20 protein-coding genes, 1 tRNA gene and 1 pseudogene are annotated in these 18,097 nt (G+C 57.5%); 15 read left to right on the top strand and 7 right to left on the bottom strand.

The window, feature by feature from the left end; all coding sequences use genetic code 11:
• Window positions 1-175 precede the first annotated feature (175 nt).
• The 4 genes from ASD60_RS09835 to ASD60_RS09820 all read left to right on the top strand — a co-directional run bounded on the left by ASD60_RS09835 (window position 176) and on the right by ASD60_RS09820 (window position 4,084).
• On the top strand, window positions 176-520 hold the full coding sequence (locus ASD60_RS09835; RefSeq protein WP_056853818.1) for a ribonuclease E inhibitor RraB: 345 nt from the start codon (window positions 176-178) through the stop codon (window positions 518-520).
• A gap of 385 nt (window positions 521-905) precedes the next feature.
• The gene (locus ASD60_RS09830; RefSeq protein WP_056853817.1) at window positions 906-2,315 is read left to right on the top strand and encodes a circularly permuted type 2 ATP-grasp protein; all 1,410 of its coding nucleotides are present in this window, start codon (window positions 906-908) and stop codon (window positions 2,313-2,315) included.
• Between the two features lie 12 nt (window positions 2,316-2,327).
• The gene (locus tag ASD60_RS09825; RefSeq protein WP_056853816.1) at window positions 2,328-3,278 is read left to right on the top strand and encodes an alpha-E domain-containing protein; all 951 of its coding nucleotides are present in this window, start codon (window positions 2,328-2,330) and stop codon (window positions 3,276-3,278) included.
• On the top strand, window positions 3,275-4,084 hold the full coding sequence (locus tag ASD60_RS09820) for a transglutaminase family protein (RefSeq protein WP_056853815.1): 810 nt from the start codon (window positions 3,275-3,277) through the stop codon (window positions 4,082-4,084). Before ASD60_RS09825 ends, ASD60_RS09820 begins: the two co-directional genes overlap by 4 nt.
• A 205-nt stretch (window positions 4,085-4,289) precedes the next feature.
• Here ASD60_RS09820 and ASD60_RS09815 read toward each other — a convergent pair whose 3' ends face one another.
• Window positions 4,290-5,111, bottom strand: a complete 822-nt coding sequence (locus tag ASD60_RS09815; protein WP_056853814.1) for a c-type cytochrome — start codon at window positions 5,109-5,111, stop codon at window positions 4,290-4,292.
• Window positions 5,112-5,207: 96 nt separating this feature from the next.
• Entirely contained in the window at window positions 5,208-5,411 is a 204-nt protein-coding gene (locus tag ASD60_RS28805) for a hypothetical protein (RefSeq protein ID WP_130905432.1), read from the bottom strand.
• A gap of 286 nt (window positions 5,412-5,697) precedes the next feature.
• Between ASD60_RS28805 and ASD60_RS09805 the strand changes: the two genes are divergently transcribed.
• The 3 genes from ASD60_RS09805 (at window position 5,698) to ASD60_RS09795 (ending at window position 9,890) form a co-directional block, all read left to right on the top strand.
• Window positions 5,698-6,903 carry an acetyl-CoA C-acetyltransferase gene (locus ASD60_RS09805; protein ID WP_056853812.1) on the top strand — a complete coding sequence of 402 codons (1,206 nt, stop codon included), beginning with the start codon at window positions 5,698-5,700 and terminating at the stop codon, window positions 6,901-6,903.
• A gap of 24 nt (window positions 6,904-6,927) precedes the next feature.
• A complete protein-coding gene (locus ASD60_RS09800) occupies window positions 6,928-9,072 on the top strand; it encodes a 3-hydroxyacyl-CoA dehydrogenase NAD-binding domain-containing protein (RefSeq protein ID WP_056853811.1) in 2,145 nt (714 codons plus the stop codon).
• Window positions 9,073-9,167: 95 nt separating this feature from the next.
• Complete coding sequence (locus ASD60_RS09795; protein WP_056853810.1) at window positions 9,168-9,890, top strand: amidotransferase; 723 nt, start codon at window positions 9,168-9,170, stop codon at window positions 9,888-9,890.
• A gap of 89 nt (window positions 9,891-9,979) precedes the next feature.
• On the opposite strand, the gene ASD60_RS09790 is transcribed toward ASD60_RS09795, so the two are convergent.
• From ASD60_RS09790 to ASD60_RS09780, 3 genes are all read right to left on the bottom strand, one after another.
• Window positions 9,980-10,951: a magnesium and cobalt transport protein CorA gene (locus ASD60_RS09790; RefSeq protein ID WP_056853809.1), complete on the bottom strand. Its 972-nt coding sequence runs from the start codon at window positions 10,949-10,951 to the stop codon at window positions 9,980-9,982.
• A 146-nt stretch (window positions 10,952-11,097) separates the two neighbouring features.
• Window positions 11,098-11,820, bottom strand: a complete 723-nt coding sequence (locus ASD60_RS09785) for a lysophospholipid acyltransferase family protein (RefSeq protein WP_056853808.1) — start codon at window positions 11,818-11,820, stop codon at window positions 11,098-11,100.
• Between the two features lie 213 nt (window positions 11,821-12,033).
• Complete coding sequence (locus ASD60_RS09780; protein WP_056853807.1) at window positions 12,034-12,723, bottom strand: crotonase/enoyl-CoA hydratase family protein; 690 nt, start codon at window positions 12,721-12,723, stop codon at window positions 12,034-12,036.
• Window positions 12,724-13,031: 308 nt separating this feature from the next.
• Between ASD60_RS09780 and ASD60_RS09775 the strand changes: the two genes are divergently transcribed.
• From ASD60_RS09775 to ASD60_RS09740, 8 genes are all read left to right on the top strand, one after another.
• Window positions 13,032-13,121, top strand: a tRNA-Ser gene (locus tag ASD60_RS09775).
• A gap of 307 nt (window positions 13,122-13,428) precedes the next feature.
• Window positions 13,429-13,611, top strand: coding sequence for a hypothetical protein (locus tag ASD60_RS09770; protein WP_082557555.1), 183 nt, complete (start codon window positions 13,429-13,431; stop codon window positions 13,609-13,611).
• Between the two features lie 98 nt (window positions 13,612-13,709).
• A complete protein-coding gene (locus ASD60_RS09765; protein WP_056853806.1) occupies window positions 13,710-14,030 on the top strand; it encodes a YbjQ family protein in 321 nt (106 codons plus the stop codon).
• A 149-nt stretch (window positions 14,031-14,179) separates the two neighbouring features.
• Window positions 14,180-14,368, top strand: a complete 189-nt coding sequence (locus ASD60_RS09760; RefSeq protein ID WP_056853805.1) for a hypothetical protein — start codon at window positions 14,180-14,182, stop codon at window positions 14,366-14,368.
• Window positions 14,369-14,678: 310 nt separating this feature from the next.
• Window positions 14,679-15,047, top strand: coding sequence for a hypothetical protein (locus ASD60_RS09755; protein WP_034150136.1), 369 nt, complete (start codon window positions 14,679-14,681; stop codon window positions 15,045-15,047).
• A gap of 162 nt (window positions 15,048-15,209) precedes the next feature.
• Window positions 15,210-15,620 (top strand): glycine zipper domain-containing protein, encoded by a 411-nt coding sequence (locus ASD60_RS09750; protein WP_442965991.1) that lies wholly within the window; start codon window positions 15,210-15,212, stop codon window positions 15,618-15,620.
• Between the two features lie 125 nt (window positions 15,621-15,745).
• Window positions 15,746-15,934 (top strand): hypothetical protein, encoded by a 189-nt coding sequence (locus ASD60_RS09745; RefSeq protein ID WP_056853803.1) that lies wholly within the window; start codon window positions 15,746-15,748, stop codon window positions 15,932-15,934.
• Between the two features lie 108 nt (window positions 15,935-16,042).
• Window positions 16,043-16,255: a hypothetical protein gene (locus ASD60_RS09740; protein ID WP_056853802.1), complete on the top strand. Its 213-nt coding sequence runs from the start codon at window positions 16,043-16,045 to the stop codon at window positions 16,253-16,255.
• Between the two features lie 471 nt (window positions 16,256-16,726).
• On the opposite strand, the gene ASD60_RS09730 is transcribed toward ASD60_RS09740, so the two are convergent.
• Together ASD60_RS09730 and ASD60_RS28130 are read right to left on the bottom strand one after the other, a co-directional pair.
• A complete protein-coding gene (locus ASD60_RS09730) occupies window positions 16,727-17,119 on the bottom strand; it encodes a hypothetical protein (RefSeq protein ID WP_056853800.1) in 393 nt (130 codons plus the stop codon).
• 2 nt (window positions 17,120-17,121) lie between these two features.
• Window positions 17,122-18,097, bottom strand: a pseudogene (locus tag ASD60_RS28130) (RHS repeat-associated core domain-containing protein); the annotation flags it as partial.

The following is an 18,097-nucleotide window of genomic DNA, read 5'->3' as shown; positions in this document are numbered from 1 at the left end:
CTCTATCTTGGGGCTAATCTGCAAGCGAGATCAGCGAATGGATCGCTAAGGTCTGGTCTTGTCAGCTCCATGCTTGTTTCCCGTCGGCACATCGGTTGCCGAAGCGTTCGCACCATCGGGTTGCGCGCGTCAGGGAGTACGGAAAGTCTATCCATCAGTTTCAGGAGGACGTTTCATGAGCACAGCCTATCAAGAAGACATCAGCAGCAGCGTGTTGCGCCGCATGAAAGAAGGCGGTTTTGATTTTTCACGGTTCCACCCCATCGAGTTCTACGCCATTTTCCCGGACGAGGAGCGGGCACGCAGGGCGGCACGACAGTTCCATCATGGTGAATGCCTGAATGCGCAGATCAGTGTGCGCGACGATGGCGCATGGGCGCTCGAACTGAGCAAAGTGATGTACGCCACCTACGATGATATCGGCGATTTCGAACAGGGTTTCGAAGCGGTGGTCGAGCCCTTGGGCGGCATCATTGAGGGCTGGGGTGTCAAGCAGGAGGTACGAGGGCGACTCGCATAACCTTATGAACAGTAACAAGCATCAATAACGGCTGACCTTTGGGTTGGCCGTTTTCGTTTTTGCTCGCGTATTTGATTCACAACATTTCGCAGAGGCAAAAAAAACCGCCCGAAACGGGCGGCTAAAGGGAAGTTCGGTCAGCTTTTCAGCGAATGAGCGGATTATCCCCAGCGTTAACCGGGCAGTGAAATCAACTCTGACTATGCTGGTGATAGGCGACAACAGCGCCTTGCAATGAAGCGGGGGCGATCAGGTTGGGGCGTTTGCCGCACAGGATTGGTGCGGCGAATCCGCGTTGATAATCCAACCGATTGAAATCAAAGCGTTTATGCCGATGGCACGGGCCTTGCGAAGGCCTGCATGTCCGGGTGACAAGGAGTACGGCATGATCCGCACCTATTTTGATGAGATGTACGATGCCGGCGGCCAGGTCCGTCCGCATTATCGGGAGTTTGCCCGTTGGCTGGCCGAAACGCCTGACGAGCTTTTGGCGCAACGGCGACGCGAGGCCGATCTGTTATTTCATCGCGCCGGGATTACTTTCACGCTCTACGGTGATGAGCAGGGGACAGAGCGCCTGATTCCCTTCGACACCATCCCCCGCAGCATCCCTGCCAGTGAGTGGCGCGTTGTCGAGCGCGGCTGCATTCAGCGGGTCAAGGCGTTGAACATGTTCCTCGCCGATCTCTACCACGAGCAACGCATCATCAAGGCCGGGATCATTCCAGCCGAACAGGTGCTGGCCAACGAGCAATACCAGTTGGCGATGCAGGGGCTGGATTTGCATCGCGATATCTATTCGCACATTTCCGGTGTCGATCTGGTGCGCGACGGTGACGGCACGTACTACGTGCTTGAGGACAACCTGCGGACACCGAGCGGCGTCAGCTACATGCTTGAAGACCGCAAAATGATGATGCGTCTGTTCCCCGAACTGTTCGCGGCACAACGCATCGCCCCCATCGACCACTACCCGAACCTGTTGCTCGACACCCTGAAAAGCTCCAGCCCGATCGACAACCCGAGCGTGGTCGTCCTGACGCCGGGGCGCTTCAACAGCGCATTCTTTGAACATGCGTTCCTGGCACGGGAAATGGGCGTTGAGCTGGTGGAGGGCGCGGACTTGTTCGTGCGCGACGACAAGGTCTACATGCGCACCACCGACGGCCCCAAAGCCGTCGACGTGATCTACCGTCGCCTGGACGATGCGTTCCTCGATCCGCTGGCGTTCAATCCGGATTCGATGCTCGGTGTGCCGGGGCTGCTGTCGTCTTACCGTTCCGGCAACGTCGTGTTGGCCAACGCCATCGGCACGGGGGTGGCGGACGACAAATCGGTGTATCCGTTTGTCACCGACATGATCCGTTTCTATCTGGATGAAGAGCCGATCCTCAAGAACGTTCCTACGTGGCAGTGCCGTAATCCTTCTGAACTTTCCCACGTGCTGGCCAATCTTCCAGAACTGGTGGTCAAGGAAACCCAAGGCTCCGGCGGTTACGGAATGCTGGTGGGGCCGGCGGCGACGGCTGCGGAAATCGAAGCCTTCCGCGCGCGCATCATCGCCAAGCCCCACGCGTATATCGCGCAACCGACGCTGTCGCTGTCGACCTGTCCGACCTTTGTCGAAAACGGTATCGCACCGCGCCATATCGATTTGCGGCCGTTTGTATTGTCAGGCCGTGAAACCCGGGTCGTGCCCGGCGGTTTGACCCGTGTCGCCCTGCGTGAAGGCTCCCTGGTGGTGAATTCCTCCCAGGGTGGCGGAACCAAGGACACCTGGGTGGTCGAGGATTGAAGGAAGCCTGTCATGTTAAGTAGAACTGCCTCGGATTTGTATTGGATGTCGCGTTACCTGGAGCGCGCGGAAAACCTCGCGCGGATGCTCGACATCAGTTACTCGTTGTCACTGATGCCACAGGATGGCCGTGGCAACGGTTTGCACGAACTGGCCATGCCGCTGCTGATTACCGGCACGCTGGACGATTACCTCGAACGCCACGGCGAATTGCACGCCGAGCGGTTGCTGCATTTCTTCGCCCTGGACGCAGCCAACCCGGCCAGCATTTACAGTTGTCTCGGCGCCGCACGGGCCAGTGCCCATGCGGTGCGTGGGCGAATCACCGCCGACATGTGGGAAAACATCAACGCCACCTGGCTGGAAATTCGCGGGATCGCTGAACAAGGCCTCAGCCGCTACGGCATGAGCCGTTTCTGCGAGTGGATCAAGGAGCGTTCCCACCTGTTCCGAGGTGCGTCCTACGGCACCATCATGCGTAACGACGCTTTTCGCTTCATTCGCTTGGGCACCTTTATCGAAAGGGCCGACAACACGTTGCGCCTGCTCGACGCCCGTTACGAAATGGCCGGCGATCAGGCCGAAGCGGTCAGCGACGGCACGGCTCACGCCTATTACCAGTGGAGTGCGCTGCTGCGGGCACTGTCGTCCTTCGAGGCCTACACCGAAATCTACCGTGACGCTCCCGGTGCGCGGCATGTCGCCGAATTACTGTTATTGCGGGCGGATGTCCCACGCTCCCTGCGCGCCTGCACCGAGGAGATCGACCAGATTCTCGCCCAGCTACCAGGGGCTAACGGCCGGCCCGCGCAACGTCTGGCGGCGGAAATCGACGCGAGGCTTCGTTACACCGGCATCACCGAAATTCTCGACGAAGGCCTGCACGCCTGGCTGACCGAGTTCATCCCGCTGGTGCGCCAGTTGGGCAACGCGATTCACAGTTCCTACCTGGAGGCTGCATGAGACTTTCCATAAGCCACGAGACCACCTATCACTACGAAGATCAGGTGCGGGCGAGCATCCAGTACCTGCGACTGACACCCCACGACAGCGAGCGCCAGCACGTGCTCAGTTGGCAACTCGACCTGCCGCGCCCGGTGCGTGCGCAACTCGATCCGTTCGGCAACATCCTGCACGTACTGACCATGGACGAACCCCATGAGGCGATCATTATCGGCGCCCGGGGCCAGGTCGACATCGACGAACTGCGCGAAGCCGAGCACGAGAGCCAGTCGGCGCTGCCGTTCCTGCGCTTTACCCGCTTGACCGAGGCTGACGCGGCAATGCGTGCGTTTGCCGAAAAAGAGTGCAAGCAACGTCGGGACCGTACGGCACTGATCGACTTGATGCATGGCCTGAACCAGCACATGACCTACACGCCGGGCGCTACCGAAGTGGACACCAGCGCCGCACAAGCCTTCGCCGGGCGTTCAGGCGTGTGCCAGGACCACACTCACGCATTCCTTGCCTGCACCCGCAGCCTGGGCATTCCGGCGCGATATGTGTCGGGTTATCTGTACAGCGAAAACAGCGAGCACCTGGCCAGTCACGCCTGGGCTGAAGCCTGGCTCGATGACGCCTGGTACAGCTTCGACGTGACCAACCAACTGGCGCGCCCCGAACGTCACCTGAAACTGGCGGTGGGCCTTGATTACCTGGATGCCTGCCCGGTTCGCGGCATGCGTCGGGGCGGCGGGTGTGAGCAGATGCATGCCAAGGTCCTGGTGACCCCAACGCCTGCGCCTGTGATTTCCGTGCAACAACAGTAAGCCAGGACACCGCAGAACCCTGTGGGAGCCGGCTTGCCCGCGATTGCGGTGGTTCAGACACTATTTCAGTAACCGGCAGTTCGCCATCGCTGGCAAGCCAGCTCCCACAGGGTGTGAAGTCGGTCGCGAAATCTGTGGCACCACAAATCACTGTGGGGCTTGCCCGCGGCGATCGCCTGCAGGCTGGCTTCCACAGAAATGCATGTCAGGGCTTAACCTTACGCCCTGTCATATGCTTCAAATACCCCACCAACTTCTGCAGATCCTCATCCGGCAAAACCTCGGCCGAAAACTCCGGCATTTTTGCCTGCGGCCACTGGCGCAAACTCTGCGGATCGCGGATGTAGCGCTTGAGGAAGTCAGCGCCGAAATATTCGGTGGGGTTGTACGGAATGTTCAGGTCCGGTCCGAACTGCGCATCCCCGGCACCGTTCAACCGATGGCAGGCCAGGCAGTTTTTCTGGAACAACGCAAAACCCTTGTTGACCGGATCGTCGGCCCTTAACGCAGGGTCCGGCAGCAGGGCAGGGAAGCGCTCGGCCACCGGGGCCAGGCGCTTGATGCTGGCGACTTCGAACGGCCATTGTTCCGGGCTGATATTGCCCGCCCGCGGATCGGTCCAGACCAGATAAAACGGCCCGGCGCTGTGCTTGCCTTCGGAAAGTGGCGGCCAGGGTTTGGCGGGGTCTTCAATTGCCAGCCAGGCGCGAGCTCCCTCGCTGTTGAGCAGGGGCGCAGCCGCCAGTTCAGCGGCAAAACCGTCAAGCGCCACGGCTTGCAGGTGATCGTCAGGCTTGATACCGGTCAACAAGGCGGCCAAGGGCACGGCGCGATAGATCATGTCGCGTTTGTAGGAAACGTCATTGGCAATGGTGATGGTCTGGACTTGAGGATGCTTGAGCAACTCCTCGGTTTGCCAGGTGCGGCCAACCGCGCCCAGCTCCAGGTTGAGCTGTGCGGCATACGAGGGCGTGCTGAGCAGCAAAGCCCCGAACAGAATGAGCGTTTTCAAAGGATCGCCGTCCATGTCGTGGAAGTGCCCCAAAGGTTGGCACAGCCACGCTGGCCCGGGTAGCGAGCCAGTCACATTTTTATGTGGCGATAATTAACTCTGGCGCTTGATTCAGCCGATCACCTTCGTCAGGTTCGGCACGATTAACAACAGCGTGGTGGCGAAAAGAATGAGCCCGGCTTGACGAACTTTCGATTGTTTGAACATGGCTTGACCGCCTTTATTGTTATTTCCTGATGCCTGCCTGCATATCTCCATGACGGCAGCGCGATGCACTTCCTGTAGCACGAGCGCCTCGGCAAAACCCGACGACAACTTCGTACACCTTCACCTTAGAGCCCGCGTCACACTTGGTTTAGATCCATTTAGTATGGTGTTCTCGAAAATCGCTATCAAAACGGTATGAGGCCTATTGCCAGCTTCTTGGGCGGCCTTTTGCTAGACACCTGCGCGTCCTGCACCGGTTCACCGAGCCAGGGATGACCGTCCGTCTGAGCGTGACCGTCAACTTCTGTGAGCGTTGCGGTCATTGAAACCATCGCGCCCTGGGCCAAGAGTGGCAGCTGTGTTTTCCCCATCTGCATCGCGCTTCGAGGACGTCATGACCCAAGCTTTGATTTTCGACGCATTACGCACGCCCCGTGGTAAAGGCAAGGCCGACGGCGCCCTGCACAGCGTGAAACCGGTGAACCTGGTCGCAGGATTGCTCACGGCGCTGCAACAGCGAACGGCCCTGGATACCAGTCAGGTCGATGACGTGGTCCTTGGCTGCGTGACGCCGATCGGCGATCAAGGCTCCGATATCGCCAAAACCGCCGCGCAAGTGGCGGATTGGGACGTCAGCGTAGCCGGTGTGCAGATCAATCGATTCTGCGCGTCCGGACTGGAGGCGGTGAACCTGGGGGCGATGAAAGTGCGCTCCGGGTTTGAAGACCTGGTGGTCGTTGGCGGCGTCGAGTCGATGTCGCGAGTGCCGATGGGCAGCGACGGCGGGGCATGGGCATTGGACCCTGCCACCAACCTGCACAGCCATTTCACACCGCAAGGCGTGGGCGCCGACCTGATTGCCACCCTGGAAGGGTTCAGTCGTGAGGACGTCGATGCCTACGCACTGCACTCGCAACAGAAAGCCGCGCGGGCGCGGGCCGATGGCTCGTTCAACAAATCGCTGGTGCCAGTGCAGGATCAGAACGGCATCATCCTGCTTGATCATGATGAGTTCATTCGTGCCGAATCGACCCTGGAAGGGCTGGCCAAGCTCAAGCCGAGCTTCGAAATGATCGGGCAGATGGGCTTCGACGCCACGGCGCTGCGGGTCTACAGCCATGTGGAGCGGATCAACCATGTCCACACCCCAGGCAACAGTTCGGGGATCGTCGATGGCGCGGCATTGATGTTGATCGGTTCCGAAGCCAAGGGCCGGGCGCTCGGCTTGCAACCCCGGGCGCGGATCGTCGCCACGGCGGTCACCAGCACTGACCCGACCATCATGCTCACCGGCCCCGCGCCAGCGACGCGCAAGGCGTTGGCCAAGGCCGGGTTGCGGGTAGAAGACATCGACCTGTTCGAGGTCAACGAGGCTTTTGCCTCCGTGGTGCTCAAATTCATCAAGGACATGGCCGTCGACCCGCAAAAGGTCAACGTCAATGGCGGCTCCATTGCCATGGGCCATCCGCTGGGCGCTACCGGTTGCGCGATCCTCGGCACCTTGCTCGATGAACTGGAGGTGCGGCGTCAGCGTTATGGCCTCGCGACCCTGTGTGTCGGCGGCGGCATGGGCATTGCCACCATCATCGAACGCCTCTGAGCCTCGCCTTCAAGGAACCTGTTTATGAGCCAAGCCATTCGTTACGAAAAGGGCCAGGACCAGATCGTCGTCCTGACCATCGACATGCCGGGCCAGAGCGCCAACACCATGAACGCGGTGTACCGCGAAGCCATGGCAGACTGCGTCGCCCGCCTGGTCAGCGACATGGACAACATCGCTGGCGTGATCATCACGTCGGCGAAAAAAACCTTCTTCGCCGGCGGCGACCTCAATGAGCTGATCAAGGTCGGCAAACCCGAAGCCAAAGCCTTTTACGACATGGTGCTGACCCTCAAAGGCCAGCTGCGCACCCTGGAGACCCTCGGTAAACCGGTGGTCGCCGCCATCAACGGCGCGGCGCTCGGCGGTGGCTGGGAAATCTGCCTGGCCTGCCATCACCGGGTAGCGCTGGACAATCCGTCGGTGCAGCTCGGCCTGCCGGAAGTGACCCTGGGTCTGTTGCCGGGCGGTGGCGGGGTGGTGCGCATGGTGCGCATGCTCGGCCTGGAAAAAGCCTTGCCGTACTTGCTCGAAGGTAAAAAAGTCCGGCCACAGCAGGCGTTGCAGGCGGGATTGATCGATGAACTGGCAGCGGACCACAACGAACTGCTGGCCAAGGCGCGGGCGTGGATTCTTGCCAATCCCGGCGCGGTGCAACGTTGGGATGTGAAGGGCTATCAGATTCCCGGTGGCACGCCGTCCAACCCCAAGGTCGCGCAGATGCTGGCGATTGCTCCGTCGATCCTGCGCAGCAAAACCCAAGGCACCTTGCCCGCTCCCGAGAAAATCCTCTGTGCGGCAGTCGAGGGTGCACAGGTGGATTTCGATACCGCGCACCTGATCGAAACCCGTTATTTCACCGAACTGACCACCGGCCAAGTGTCGAAAAACCTGATCGGCACCTTCTGGTTCCAACTCAATGAAATCAATGCCGGCGGTTCCCGGCCTCAAGGTTTTGCGCCTTATGCCACCCGCAAGGTCGGCGTGCTGGGTGCGGGCATGATGGGCGCGGGTATCGCGTTTGTCAGTGCATCGGCGGGTATCGACGTGGTGCTCAAGGATCTCAACCTTGCGGCCGCCGAGAAGGGCAGGGCGCACTCGGCCGCGCTGCTGGACAAAAAAGTGGCGCGCGGGCAGATGAGCGTCGAGCAACGTGAAACTGTGCTGGCGCGCATTCATCCCACGGAAAACGATGCCGACCTGGCGGGTTGCGACCTGATCATCGAAGCGGTGTTTGAAGATCGAGAATTGAAAGCCAAGGTCTCGTTGGCCGCGCAGAAAGTCGTCGGCGCGGACGCGGTGATCGCCTCCAATACCTCGACCCTGCCGATCAGTGGTCTCGCCACGGCGGTGCCGGACCAGAGCAAGTTCATCGGTCTGCATTTCTTCAGTCCCGTGGAAAAAATGCCCTTGGTGGAGATCATCAAGGGCGCCAACACCAGCGACGAAACCCTGGCGCGCGGCTTCGATTTCGTCCTGCAAATCAAGAAGACCCCGATTGTGGTCAACGACAGTCGTGGTTTCTTCACTTCGCGGGTGTTCGGCACCTTTACCAACGAAGGCATCGCCATGCTCGGCGAAGGCGTCAGCGCGCCGATGATCGAGACCGAAGCGCGCAAGGCCGGCATGCCTGTCGGTCCTCTGGCGATCTCTGACGAAGTTTCACTCAGCTTGATGAACCATATCCGCCAGCAAACCGCCAAAGACCTTCAGGCAGAAGGGAAACCGCTGACTGAGCACCCGGCGTTTGCCGTGATTGACTTGTTGCTCAACGAATACAAGCGGCCGGGCAAGGCCGCCGGGGGCGGTTTTTACGAGTATCCAGCCGGTGGCCAAAAACATCTTTGGCCGGAATTGAAAACCCGTTTCGAGAAGGCCGAGGGACAGATTTCACCGAAGGACGTACGCGATCGCCTGCTGTTCGTTCAAGCCATCGAAACCGTACGCTGCGTGGAGGAAGGTGTGCTGACCTCGACGGCCGATGCCAACGTTGGATCGATCTTCGGTATCGGTTTTGCCCCCTGGACCGGTGGTGCGCTGCAGTTTATCAACCAGTACGGGATCAACGATTTCGTCGCGCGTGCCCAATACCTGGCCGGGCAATACGGCCAGCGCTTCGCACCACCGGCGCTATTGCTGGAAAAGGCTGCCAAAGGGGAGGCGTTCTAAGGGACAGGTGACGCACCGAAGGGCTTGCCTTGATACCGTGTTTCAAGGCAGGCTCTGGGGTGTGCATTATTCCCATCACGTGTCAGGTATTTTTTATGTCGTTACGCATCTGCATTCTGGAAACCGACAACCTGCGTCCGGAATTGGTCGACCAGTATCAGGGCTACGGGCAGATGTTCAAGCGCCTGTTTTCGCAGCAACCGATTGCCGCCGATTTCACGATCTACAACGTGGTGCAGGGTGAATACCCGAGCGATGACCTGACCTTCGACGCTTACCTGGTCACCGGCAGCAAGGCCGATTCCTTCGGCACCGACCCATGGATTCAAACCCTCAAGGACTATCTGCTGACCCGCTACAAGCGCGGCGACAAACTGTTGGGCGTGTGTTTCGGCCACCAGTTGCTGGCCTTGTTGCTCGGCGGCAAGAGCGAACGCGCGAGCCAGGGCTGGGGCGTCGGCACGCACAAATACAAACTCGCCGCCAAGGCACCGTGGCTGAACCCGGTGCGTGAAGAGTTGACCCTGTTGATCAGCCATCAGGACCAGGTCACCTCATTGCCGGAAAACGCCACGGTGATTGCATCCAGCGATTTCTGCCCGTTTGCCGCGTACCACATCAACGATCAGGTGCTGTGCTTCCAGGGCCATCCAGAATTCATTCACGACTATTCCCGCGCCTTGCTGGAGATCCGTCAGCAAGCGCTGGGCGAGCAGGTGTATTCGAAAGGCATCGCGAGCCTGGACAGCGAGCACCACGGCACCACGGTAGCCGAGTGGATGATGCGTTTTGTGGCGCACAAGCCAGAAACCGTTTAATCAGTTAATACCTCGCTTGCACAGGACTATTGCAATACCTGTGCGAGCGAGGCTTGCTTGCGACCGAGTGCGAAGCATTCGCCGAGAATTCAAAGCCAACCCGACTTCTTGAAACTCGTCCATAAACCCACGCAACCCACCGCAATAAACCCCAGCACACCGAAGTAACCGTAATACCAGGTCAGTTCGGGCATGTTCTGAAAGTTCATCCCGTAGATCCCCGCCACCGCGGTCGGGAACGCCAGGATCGCCGCCCATGCAGCGAATTTGCGCTGCACCACACTTTGGCGCGACGCCTCCAGCAGCACCCCAACTTCGATGGTCTGGCTGGCGATATCCGCCAGGGTCGTCAGGTCTTCCAACTGCCGGGTTACATGAATCTGCACATCGCGGAAATACGGGCGCATGTTCTTGTCGATAAAGGGAAAGTTCAGTTTTTGCAGTTCCTCGCCGATCTCCACCATGGGCGCCGCATAACGGCGCAGGCGCAGCACATCGCGGCGCAGGCTGTGAAGATTCTGGATGTCACGTTCATTCAACGAGCCACACATGACGTTGCGTTCCAGCTCATCGATCCTGGCGTGAATCGCTTCGCCCATCGGCTGGTAGTTTTCAATCACGAAATCGAGGATGGCGTAGAGGACGAAATCTTCCCCGTGCTCCAGTAACAGCGGGCGCGCTTCACAACGCTGTCGGACGTAGGCGTAGGACGCCGAATGACCGTTACGCGCAGTGATGATGTAACCATTGCCGGCAAAAATGTGGGTCTCGATGAACTTGAGTTTGCCGTCTTCCATAATCGGAGAGTACGTGACGATGAAGAGCGCATCGCCGAACGTTTCCAGTTTCGGGCGACTGTGTTTTTCCAGGGCGTCTTCGATGGCCAGTTCGTGCAGGTTGAACTGGCGTTGCAGGTTGTACAGTTCCTCTTCGTTCGGCTCTTCAAGGCCGATCCAGACAAAGTGACCAGGCTTTGCAGCCCAGGCCGCGCCTTCGTCGAGGGTAATATTGGTGACCTTTTTACCCGCGCTATAAACCGCAGCAGCAACAACTCTACCCATGGTCTTGGTTCACTTCTTCTTGGCAGCTTTCAATTGGCAAATGGCCGTGGCAGGCATGTTCAGCTTAGCCTTGTCTGCTGCTTGAGAGTCAGTGAAATCTGCACAGTTCACCGGCAAAAGAAAACCCGCACAGGGCGGGTTTCTTTTCAGGCCGATTGCAGTTGCCGGTCCATCGAATCGATGCATTCGCGCATCTGTTCACGACACTGGGCCATCAGCATCGGCATGTCATCAAGGCTTAAGCCCGCGGTGGGAATCGCTGGCAACGAACGGATCAGAATTTTCCCACTGCGCCAGCGGTTCAATCGCATGTGCTTGACGTAGCTACTGACACACACCGGCACGATCGGCACTCCCGCGGCAATGGCCATCTGGAACGCGCCTTTCTTGAACGGCAGCAACGCTTCGCCCAGATTGCGCGTGCCTTCCGGGAACACCCAGATCGAGGTGTCTTCGTTTTGCAGGGTGTGGGTGGTGGTCAACATCGACTGGCGGGCCTTCTGCGCATTGCCACGGTCGATCAAAACGTTACCGGCCAGCCAGAACAACTGACCGAACAACGGGACCCACTTCAGACTCTTCTTGCCGATGCACACGGTGCGGCGGGGGACTACGTTGCCGAAAACGAACAGGTCGTAGTTGGACTGGTGGTTGGCAATGATCACGCAACTGTCGGGTTTATCCATCAACGGCCCGACTTCGGCCTTCACCCGCAAACGCAAAATACACATTGCCGGCCACGCATAAAGGCGTGCGCACAGGCGGCTGTTGTCCGGATTGAACGGACGACACAGGCCGAGAATGACGCCCAGCACACCCGCTACAACAAAGTGCAGGCCCATCAATGACATACGTAAAACAAACAGCATTTTCAGGCCCACCGGGACAAAAGGTGGCGCAGTGTACGGATGTGCACTGTTTTCGGCAATTGCGGCTATAGAGTCGGAAGTTGGCCGATGTTTGAGTACATGTTTCTGAATCTTGGGTGAGACTTGTTCTAGAGCGGTTACCTGCTTTTCGTAGATGCCTGAATGAAAAAGCCCGACACGACGGTCGGGCTTTTCGCTGACGCGGAGCCGGGCTTAACCCAAATGCTCCTGGTCCTGGATGATGGCGTTGTCCAGAGCCTCCAGCAACGATTTGCGAACCTTCAACTTGGTGTTCTTGTGGGCCGTCATGTTGATCTTCTTCAACTGACGAGCCGCCGCCAGCGCAGCGCTTTGGAGCTCTTCGGCTGCTACCACCACGTCGAGGAACCCGGCATCCACAGCGGTTTGCGGATTGAACATTTCACCGTTGACCACCGAACGTTGCAGCGCCGCTTTGCTCAGGCGATCACGAGCAATCTCGATGCCGGCATGGTGCATGGTCATGCCGATCTGCACTTCGTTCAGACCGATGCTGAACGGGCCTTCGACACCGATGCGATAATCGGCCGACAACAACAGGAACGCACCCTTGGCTACGGCATGCCCAGGGCAGGCCACGATTACCGGGAACGGATGCGACAACAGGCGGCGGGCCAGCGTCGAGCCGGACGTCACCAGTGCCACGGCTTCTTTAGGGCCGGACGTCATCACCTTCAAGTCATAGCCACCGGACAAAATCCCTGGCTGCCCGGTAATGATCACCACCGCGCGATCAGTCACCGCCTGATCCAGCGCAGCGTTGAAGGCGGCAATCACGTCCGGGGAGATGGCATTGACCTTGCCATTGCTCAAGGTCAGGGTCGCGATACCGTCTTCGAGATGGTAGGAAATCAACTCACTCATGACGCTATTCCTTTCAGTAAAGTAGGGCAGACGTTACTCACCGCCACCGGCCAGGTAAAGCACCGTGACTGACCCACCAGTCACCCTTTACCCGCCCGGCAAGCGTAGCTCGCCGCACCTGCCGCGCATTCCCCTCTATATAGAGGTGGGCGCGAAGCCGGAGATTGGCCGGTTTGCCATGTCTTTGAGCGATCGCAATCGGGCAACTGCGTTAACCGCATGAAAATTCTGAAAAAAATGTTTGCCATCAGAAATGCTTTCGACTACATTAGCGCGCCTCGACAGACAGAACATGTTTGAAGAGATACGGTGAAGTGTCCGAGTGGCTTAAGGAGCACGCCTGGAAAGTGTGTATACAGGAAACTGTATCGAGAGTTCGAATCTCTCCTTCACCGCCAAATTCGATGTAAACAAAACCCCTGGTTTCGAAAGAAACCAGGGGTTTTGTTGTTTCTGGTGGTTGAATTTCCAAAGTAGATACGAAGGTGCTTCTGAATTTGATGTAGGACGTTGGATCGACGTGTAGGACGGTGCGTTGGAAATCCGTGCATTCAGACGCCTGGATAGATTCAGCTCTTGATAAAGGCATTCCCGCAGGGGATTCGTTTTGTGCCTTCGTTAGGGTACAAGATGAATCAAAGGGCAGCGCAACCTGGATTGCCCCTTCATCAGGACGGATACGCGTACGTGATGCAGGAACTCACCATGAAGCAGGCAGAGCTGGAAAAGATTCATGTGGAGATCGTCAAGCTGATGGCGCAGCAGCGCAAGTTGAACGCTGAGGCTGGCAAGATGACCCGAGAAACTTTCTGGTACCCGGTTGCGGTCGCTACAGGGCTGATTGGCACAGTGGCGACGGTCACTGCGGTGTTGGTCAAGCTCCTCTGATTCCACGTCTGTCATACGCTCCCGATCAGAGTTGGCGACGCAGCATTCATGTCGCGCAGCGTGCATGCGCTTCAATATTTGAATAAACAGGAACCCCAATGATCACCACTACCACCCATTCCATCGAAGGTCGGCAAATCACTGCTTACCTCGATATCGTCAGTGCCGAGTCGGTGCAGGGCGTCAACGTGATTCGCGATATGTTTGCCGGGATGCGGGATATCTTTGGTGGGCGCTCGCAGACGCTGGAGCGCGCATTGAAAGAAGCGCGCATCCAGGCCACTGAAGAGATCAAGGAGCGGGCGCGGGCGCTGCAGGCGGATGCGGTGGTGGGGCTCGATTATGAAATCAGCATGCCGGCCGGGAAGGGGGGGATGGTGGTGGTTTTTGTCACGGGTACGGCGGTCAAGCTTCGGTGATTGGCATTTGGCCACTCGTCGGGCGCGCTACGATCTGAACGGCAAGTCCAGTAATGACCGGCTAGTCTCAAAATCCTTGGTGATCGATATTTTTTCAGGCAATTGGGCTTGCCGGTGTCGATCCCGCTTTTGAGCAGAGGGGTGAAGAGATGGCTGATCCGTATATTGAAGACGACGGCGCAGAGTATCCGATCAACAACTATGTACAGTGCGGCCAGACGCAGTATGTAGCCAGCTTTGGTGAGGACCAGACCGAGGTAGACAAGATCAAGACCCGGGCTTGTCGGGTGCTGAAGGGCAAATTCCTGCCCAGGGTTTCGGCGCCGACCAGGAAATAATGGACATTGAGCAGACCCCGTCATCGAGCGGGGTTTTTTATGCGGGTGACTTTGTGTGAATGTTTTTTTAACCCGGTTTTTTTTCACAAAGTTTTCACAAGGACCTACGTAGGCTCAACTCATCCGTTAGAAGCAACACCCTGCCCGTTCCCCAGCGGGCTTTTTTTTGCCTGTCATAAAACCTTTCCGAAAAATGCTGTCCAACCGTCGCTAATAACGAGGTTGAGCGCGCGCATGTCTGGACATTTTCTCCTCTAAAGCATTCAATCTCGCCCCTTTCGTTTACACCCCTATTTTTGAGGTTTTTGTCATGCGTTTCACACTGCCTGCTCTGGTTCTGGGTCTTCTGGTTGCTCAAGGTGCAATGGCTGGTGACGGCACTGCCGCCATCGGTGGCGGTTTGGGCGGTGCGCTGGGTAACGTCGTAGGCCAGAGCATGGGCGGCAGCACTGGTGCAGCCATTGGTGCTGGTGTTGCAGGCGCAGCGGGCAGTGCGGTAGCGGCTAAGAAAGGCCACCGTACCAGCGCTGCCATCGGCGGTGGCGTGGGTGCTGCCGGTGGTTCGGTGATCGGCAACAGCTTGGGCGGCAAGACCGGTTCGACCATCGGGGCAGGCTTGGGTGGCGCTCTGGGCGGCGGCGTAGGCAGCAACCTGGCCAAGGGTCACAAGCGTCACTGATCACAAATGATGCTTCGAAAGAGCCCGGCCTAATGCCGGGCTTTTTGGTTATTGAACGTTTCTCGGTGTAATCCCTCCAATCTTGCATACCCCCGAAGAATGAGGCGTGCCATGAACCCGAAAACCAAAGGCGATGCAGTTGTAAGCCTGAGTGCTCTACGTATGAAGTTGCCCGCGATTGTTTTTGGATTGTTCCTCTCTCAAGCGGCGTTGGCGGCCGGTGACGGTACGGCAGCGGTAGGTGGTGGACTTGGCGGTGCACTGGGCAACGTAGTCGGTGGTCAGATGGGTGGCAGCACCGGGGCCGCCATTGGTGCCGGTGTGGGCGGCGCGGCCGGTAGTGCGGTTGGCGCGGAAAAAGGTAGCCGGACGGAAGCAGCGATTGGTGGTGGTCTTGGTTCGGCAGGTGGCTCGGTAATCGGCAACAGCATTGGCGGCAGGACGGGTTCTACCATCGGCGCAGGCCTGGGCGGTGCAGCTGGAGGCGCAGTTGGTAACAATTTGGGGGATGGCAACGACAGCTCCCATTCTGGCGGCGGACATAAACACAAGAACAAACACAAAAATCATTGATACAGCGTGTATCAATGTAAGAACCCGGCCAAGCGCCGGGTTTTTCATTTCTGGCTATACCTCAGGAACGTTTTGGCAGTCAGTCGCCTCGAACTTCATACACCCCTGCACAATTGAGGTTCGCCATGACTCCCGAAACCGAAGGCAATGAAGAGAAAGGCCCGAGCGGTTTGCCCTTTATCAACGACCCCGGCAACGAAGACCCTGGTTCCCTGATGGACGATGCGACCGTACCGCTGAACGACTCCGATGACGCCGGCGACGTCGGAAACCTCGAGTTTGAAGATGAGGATGAAGACGGGGAAGAGGATTGATTGCGCGCCACTGCGGCGGTGACCGGTTGTCTTGCAGATAGAACCCGGTGCCTTGTGGATATCTCAAACGTTCAGAGCCTGCATTTCAGGCTCTTTGCGAGGTGCACCATGATCCCTGACCCGAAAGATTCCGACATCGACGACACCCCGGAGTATCCGCTGCCTTCACCGACCGATCCCCTGAGCCGTGACCAGCGCCCACCCGACGAGGATGCCGGGATCGAGCAAGTTCCCAACGAAGATGTGAAGCGCACGGATGTTGAGGCCATCCCCAAAGACCCGGACATTGCCGGCAAGGATAATTCGGGCGAACCCAGTTAATGCTCCTACATCACATAGCCGCTCGTCGATTGAGCGGCACCCTTGAAAAGTGGCTGCTGCCAGAAATCAGGTAAGCACTTTCTGAGGAGATTCGTCATGAACAGGTCGACATTGACTGCGGTGACGGTAGTCGGGTTGTTGTCGCTGGGTTCTGTGTCGGTGTATGCCGGCAACGACGCGCCCGTCGACAAGGGCGGAATGCCGCCGTCTACGGAAATGAACGCAGGTGCCGGCCCCGAAAATGCGCTGCCGCCGGGGTCGATTGGGGGGGATGCGGATGGGGGTAGTACTAGTTCGGAGGGTGGAGCTGGAAAGAATACAAGAGGGGAATCTATAGGGAGAGAATCTGAGGCGAGAAAGGCAGGTAATTCGGAGAATGTAAATGCAGAGATGGAAGAATAATTTAGTAGTTTGTGGATAATTATGCCCAGTTTTTCACTGGGCTTTTTTGTGAGTGCAAGGTATATGGCTTTATTTTTTTAGGGATTCTAACCAACGAAAAAAGAAATCGGTCTGCATTTGAGGGTCATTGATGATTTCTTCGTCGTCGTAGTCAAATATATTAACGAGATCATTTCTAGATGCTTTGATCCCCAGTTTATGTTCGTAAGCCATTATTCCCGATCCCATTTGCGATGACATGCTCGATGGTCGAACATTTAGTTTTGCGCCTTTACATAGAAATTTAATGTTCGGAAGCTCTTTGATGATTTTGCCAAGGCACTCATATATGTCAGATCCAGTTGTCTGGGTTGTCCAACCATTCTCTAATGTTACTGTCATGGCCGGCTTCCGCTCGTCATATTCGATTGTTGCGACTTCCATTTTGTCAGCGATTAAAATAGATACTTTTTTGGTTTTCATTATTACTTCCTCTTTGGGTTTGAGATGGAATATCCCACGTAACTGCCATCTTCATTTAAAGGGGTTGCGCCTAAAATATCTTCGCTTTTGATTCTGTCAGGGATTGCAATTTCATCTTCATAGGCATAGGGAACATCATACGGGTCAAGCTCTTTATTGACGTCGCGGCCTTCGATTTTTTTCAATGTGTATAAAAATCCTTTTTTTGTTCTGTAGTCTGTACCGAAATCGATGCCAATTTCTGGGTCAGTTGATGTGCTAACAAAATTGCTTGGTGGATTTTTATTATCCCAAACATGAAGCTTTAAGTTGGTGCTTTTCCCTCTACTAACGAATCCTTTAGCAAAGACTTCATCCGGCCTACGAAGATCACCACGGTATAGATATTTTCCCTGATTTTCAGAAGAAGGAAGCGCAACGTCCCCATCATCAACACTAGCCTCATTCATACCATCCGGCACCGAACAACCCGGCCTATTCGCCCCCGGACAATTCCCGCTCAACCCCAACGGATCCACCCACCCCGTCGGGTTCGGCGTATACCGATACGGGTTCAACCCGCCGGCCAGCTTCACCGGGTCCGGTGTCAGGTAGCGGCCGGTGTCGGGGTGGTAGTAGCGGTGGCGGTTGTAGTGCAGGCCGCTTTCGGGGTCGAAGTACTGGCCCTGGAAGCGCAGCGTAGGCGGTGTAGCGGGCCGACCAGACGATCTCGCCGCTGTAGTCGGTGAGTTCCTGCGGGGTGCCGAGGTGGTCGAGTTGGTAGTAGAACGGGCAGGCGTGTTTCGGGCCTTGGCCGTCGAGCATCGCCAGCGGGCGGAAGCTGCCCGGTTCGTAGAGGTAGCTGCGGTAGTGGCTTGGGCTGCTTTCGGCGATCACTTGATCGCCTTGCCAGAAAAACGCCGTGGTCTGGCCGTCGACGGTCTTGCTGATGCGTCGGCCGAAGGCGTCGTAGCGGTAGGACGTTTCGCGGCCGTCGGG

The organism is Pseudomonas sp. Root562, assembly GCF_001427125.1.
Classification (GTDB): Bacteria; Pseudomonadota; Gammaproteobacteria; order Pseudomonadales; family Pseudomonadaceae; genus Aquipseudomonas.
Note: the sequence above shows the minus strand (reverse complement) of the source record. Positions and strands in the feature narration are given on the sequence as shown.

Excerpts from the sequence above, each read along its gene's own strand:
- ASD60_RS09815 (WP_056853814.1), bottom strand. The coding sequence starts at position 5,111 with ATGGACGGCGATCCTTTGAAAACGCTCATTCTGTTCGGGGCTTTGCTG.
- ASD60_RS09740 (WP_056853802.1), top strand. The coding sequence starts at position 16,043 with ATGATCCCTGACCCGAAAGATTCCGACATCGACGACACCCCGGAGTAT.
- ASD60_RS09730 (WP_056853800.1), bottom strand. The coding sequence starts at position 17,119 with ATGAAAACCAAAAAAGTATCTATTTTAATCGCTGACAAAATGGAAGTC.
- ASD60_RS09750 (WP_442965991.1), top strand. The coding sequence starts at position 15,210 with ATGAAGTTGCCCGCGATTGTTTTTGGATTGTTCCTCTCTCAAGCGGCG.
- ASD60_RS09790 (WP_056853809.1), bottom strand. The coding sequence starts at position 10,951 with ATGGGTAGAGTTGTTGCTGCTGCGGTTTATAGCGCGGGTAAAAAGGTC.
- ASD60_RS09795 (WP_056853810.1), top strand. The coding sequence starts at position 9,168 with ATGTCGTTACGCATCTGCATTCTGGAAACCGACAACCTGCGTCCGGAA.
- ASD60_RS09780 (WP_056853807.1), bottom strand. The coding sequence starts at position 12,723 with ATGAGTGAGTTGATTTCCTACCATCTCGAAGACGGTATCGCGACCCTG.
- ASD60_RS09755 (WP_034150136.1), top strand. The coding sequence starts at position 14,679 with ATGCGTTTCACACTGCCTGCTCTGGTTCTGGGTCTTCTGGTTGCTCAA.
- ASD60_RS09765 (WP_056853806.1), top strand. The coding sequence starts at position 13,710 with ATGATCACCACTACCACCCATTCCATCGAAGGTCGGCAAATCACTGCT.
- ASD60_RS09770 (WP_082557555.1), top strand. The coding sequence starts at position 13,429 with ATGAAGCAGGCAGAGCTGGAAAAGATTCATGTGGAGATCGTCAAGCTG.
- ASD60_RS09825 (WP_056853816.1), top strand. The coding sequence starts at position 2,328 with ATGTTAAGTAGAACTGCCTCGGATTTGTATTGGATGTCGCGTTACCTG.
- ASD60_RS09760 (WP_056853805.1), top strand. The coding sequence starts at position 14,180 with ATGGCTGATCCGTATATTGAAGACGACGGCGCAGAGTATCCGATCAAC.
- ASD60_RS09820 (WP_056853815.1), top strand. The coding sequence starts at position 3,275 with ATGAGACTTTCCATAAGCCACGAGACCACCTATCACTACGAAGATCAG.
- ASD60_RS09805 (WP_056853812.1), top strand. The coding sequence starts at position 5,698 with ATGACCCAAGCTTTGATTTTCGACGCATTACGCACGCCCCGTGGTAAA.
- ASD60_RS09830 (WP_056853817.1), top strand. The coding sequence starts at position 906 with ATGATCCGCACCTATTTTGATGAGATGTACGATGCCGGCGGCCAGGTC.
- ASD60_RS09835 (WP_056853818.1), top strand. The coding sequence starts at position 176 with ATGAGCACAGCCTATCAAGAAGACATCAGCAGCAGCGTGTTGCGCCGC.
- ASD60_RS09800 (WP_056853811.1), top strand. The coding sequence starts at position 6,928 with ATGAGCCAAGCCATTCGTTACGAAAAGGGCCAGGACCAGATCGTCGTC.
- ASD60_RS09785 (WP_056853808.1), bottom strand. The coding sequence starts at position 11,820 with ATGCTGTTTGTTTTACGTATGTCATTGATGGGCCTGCACTTTGTTGTA.
- ASD60_RS09745 (WP_056853803.1), top strand. The coding sequence starts at position 15,746 with ATGACTCCCGAAACCGAAGGCAATGAAGAGAAAGGCCCGAGCGGTTTG.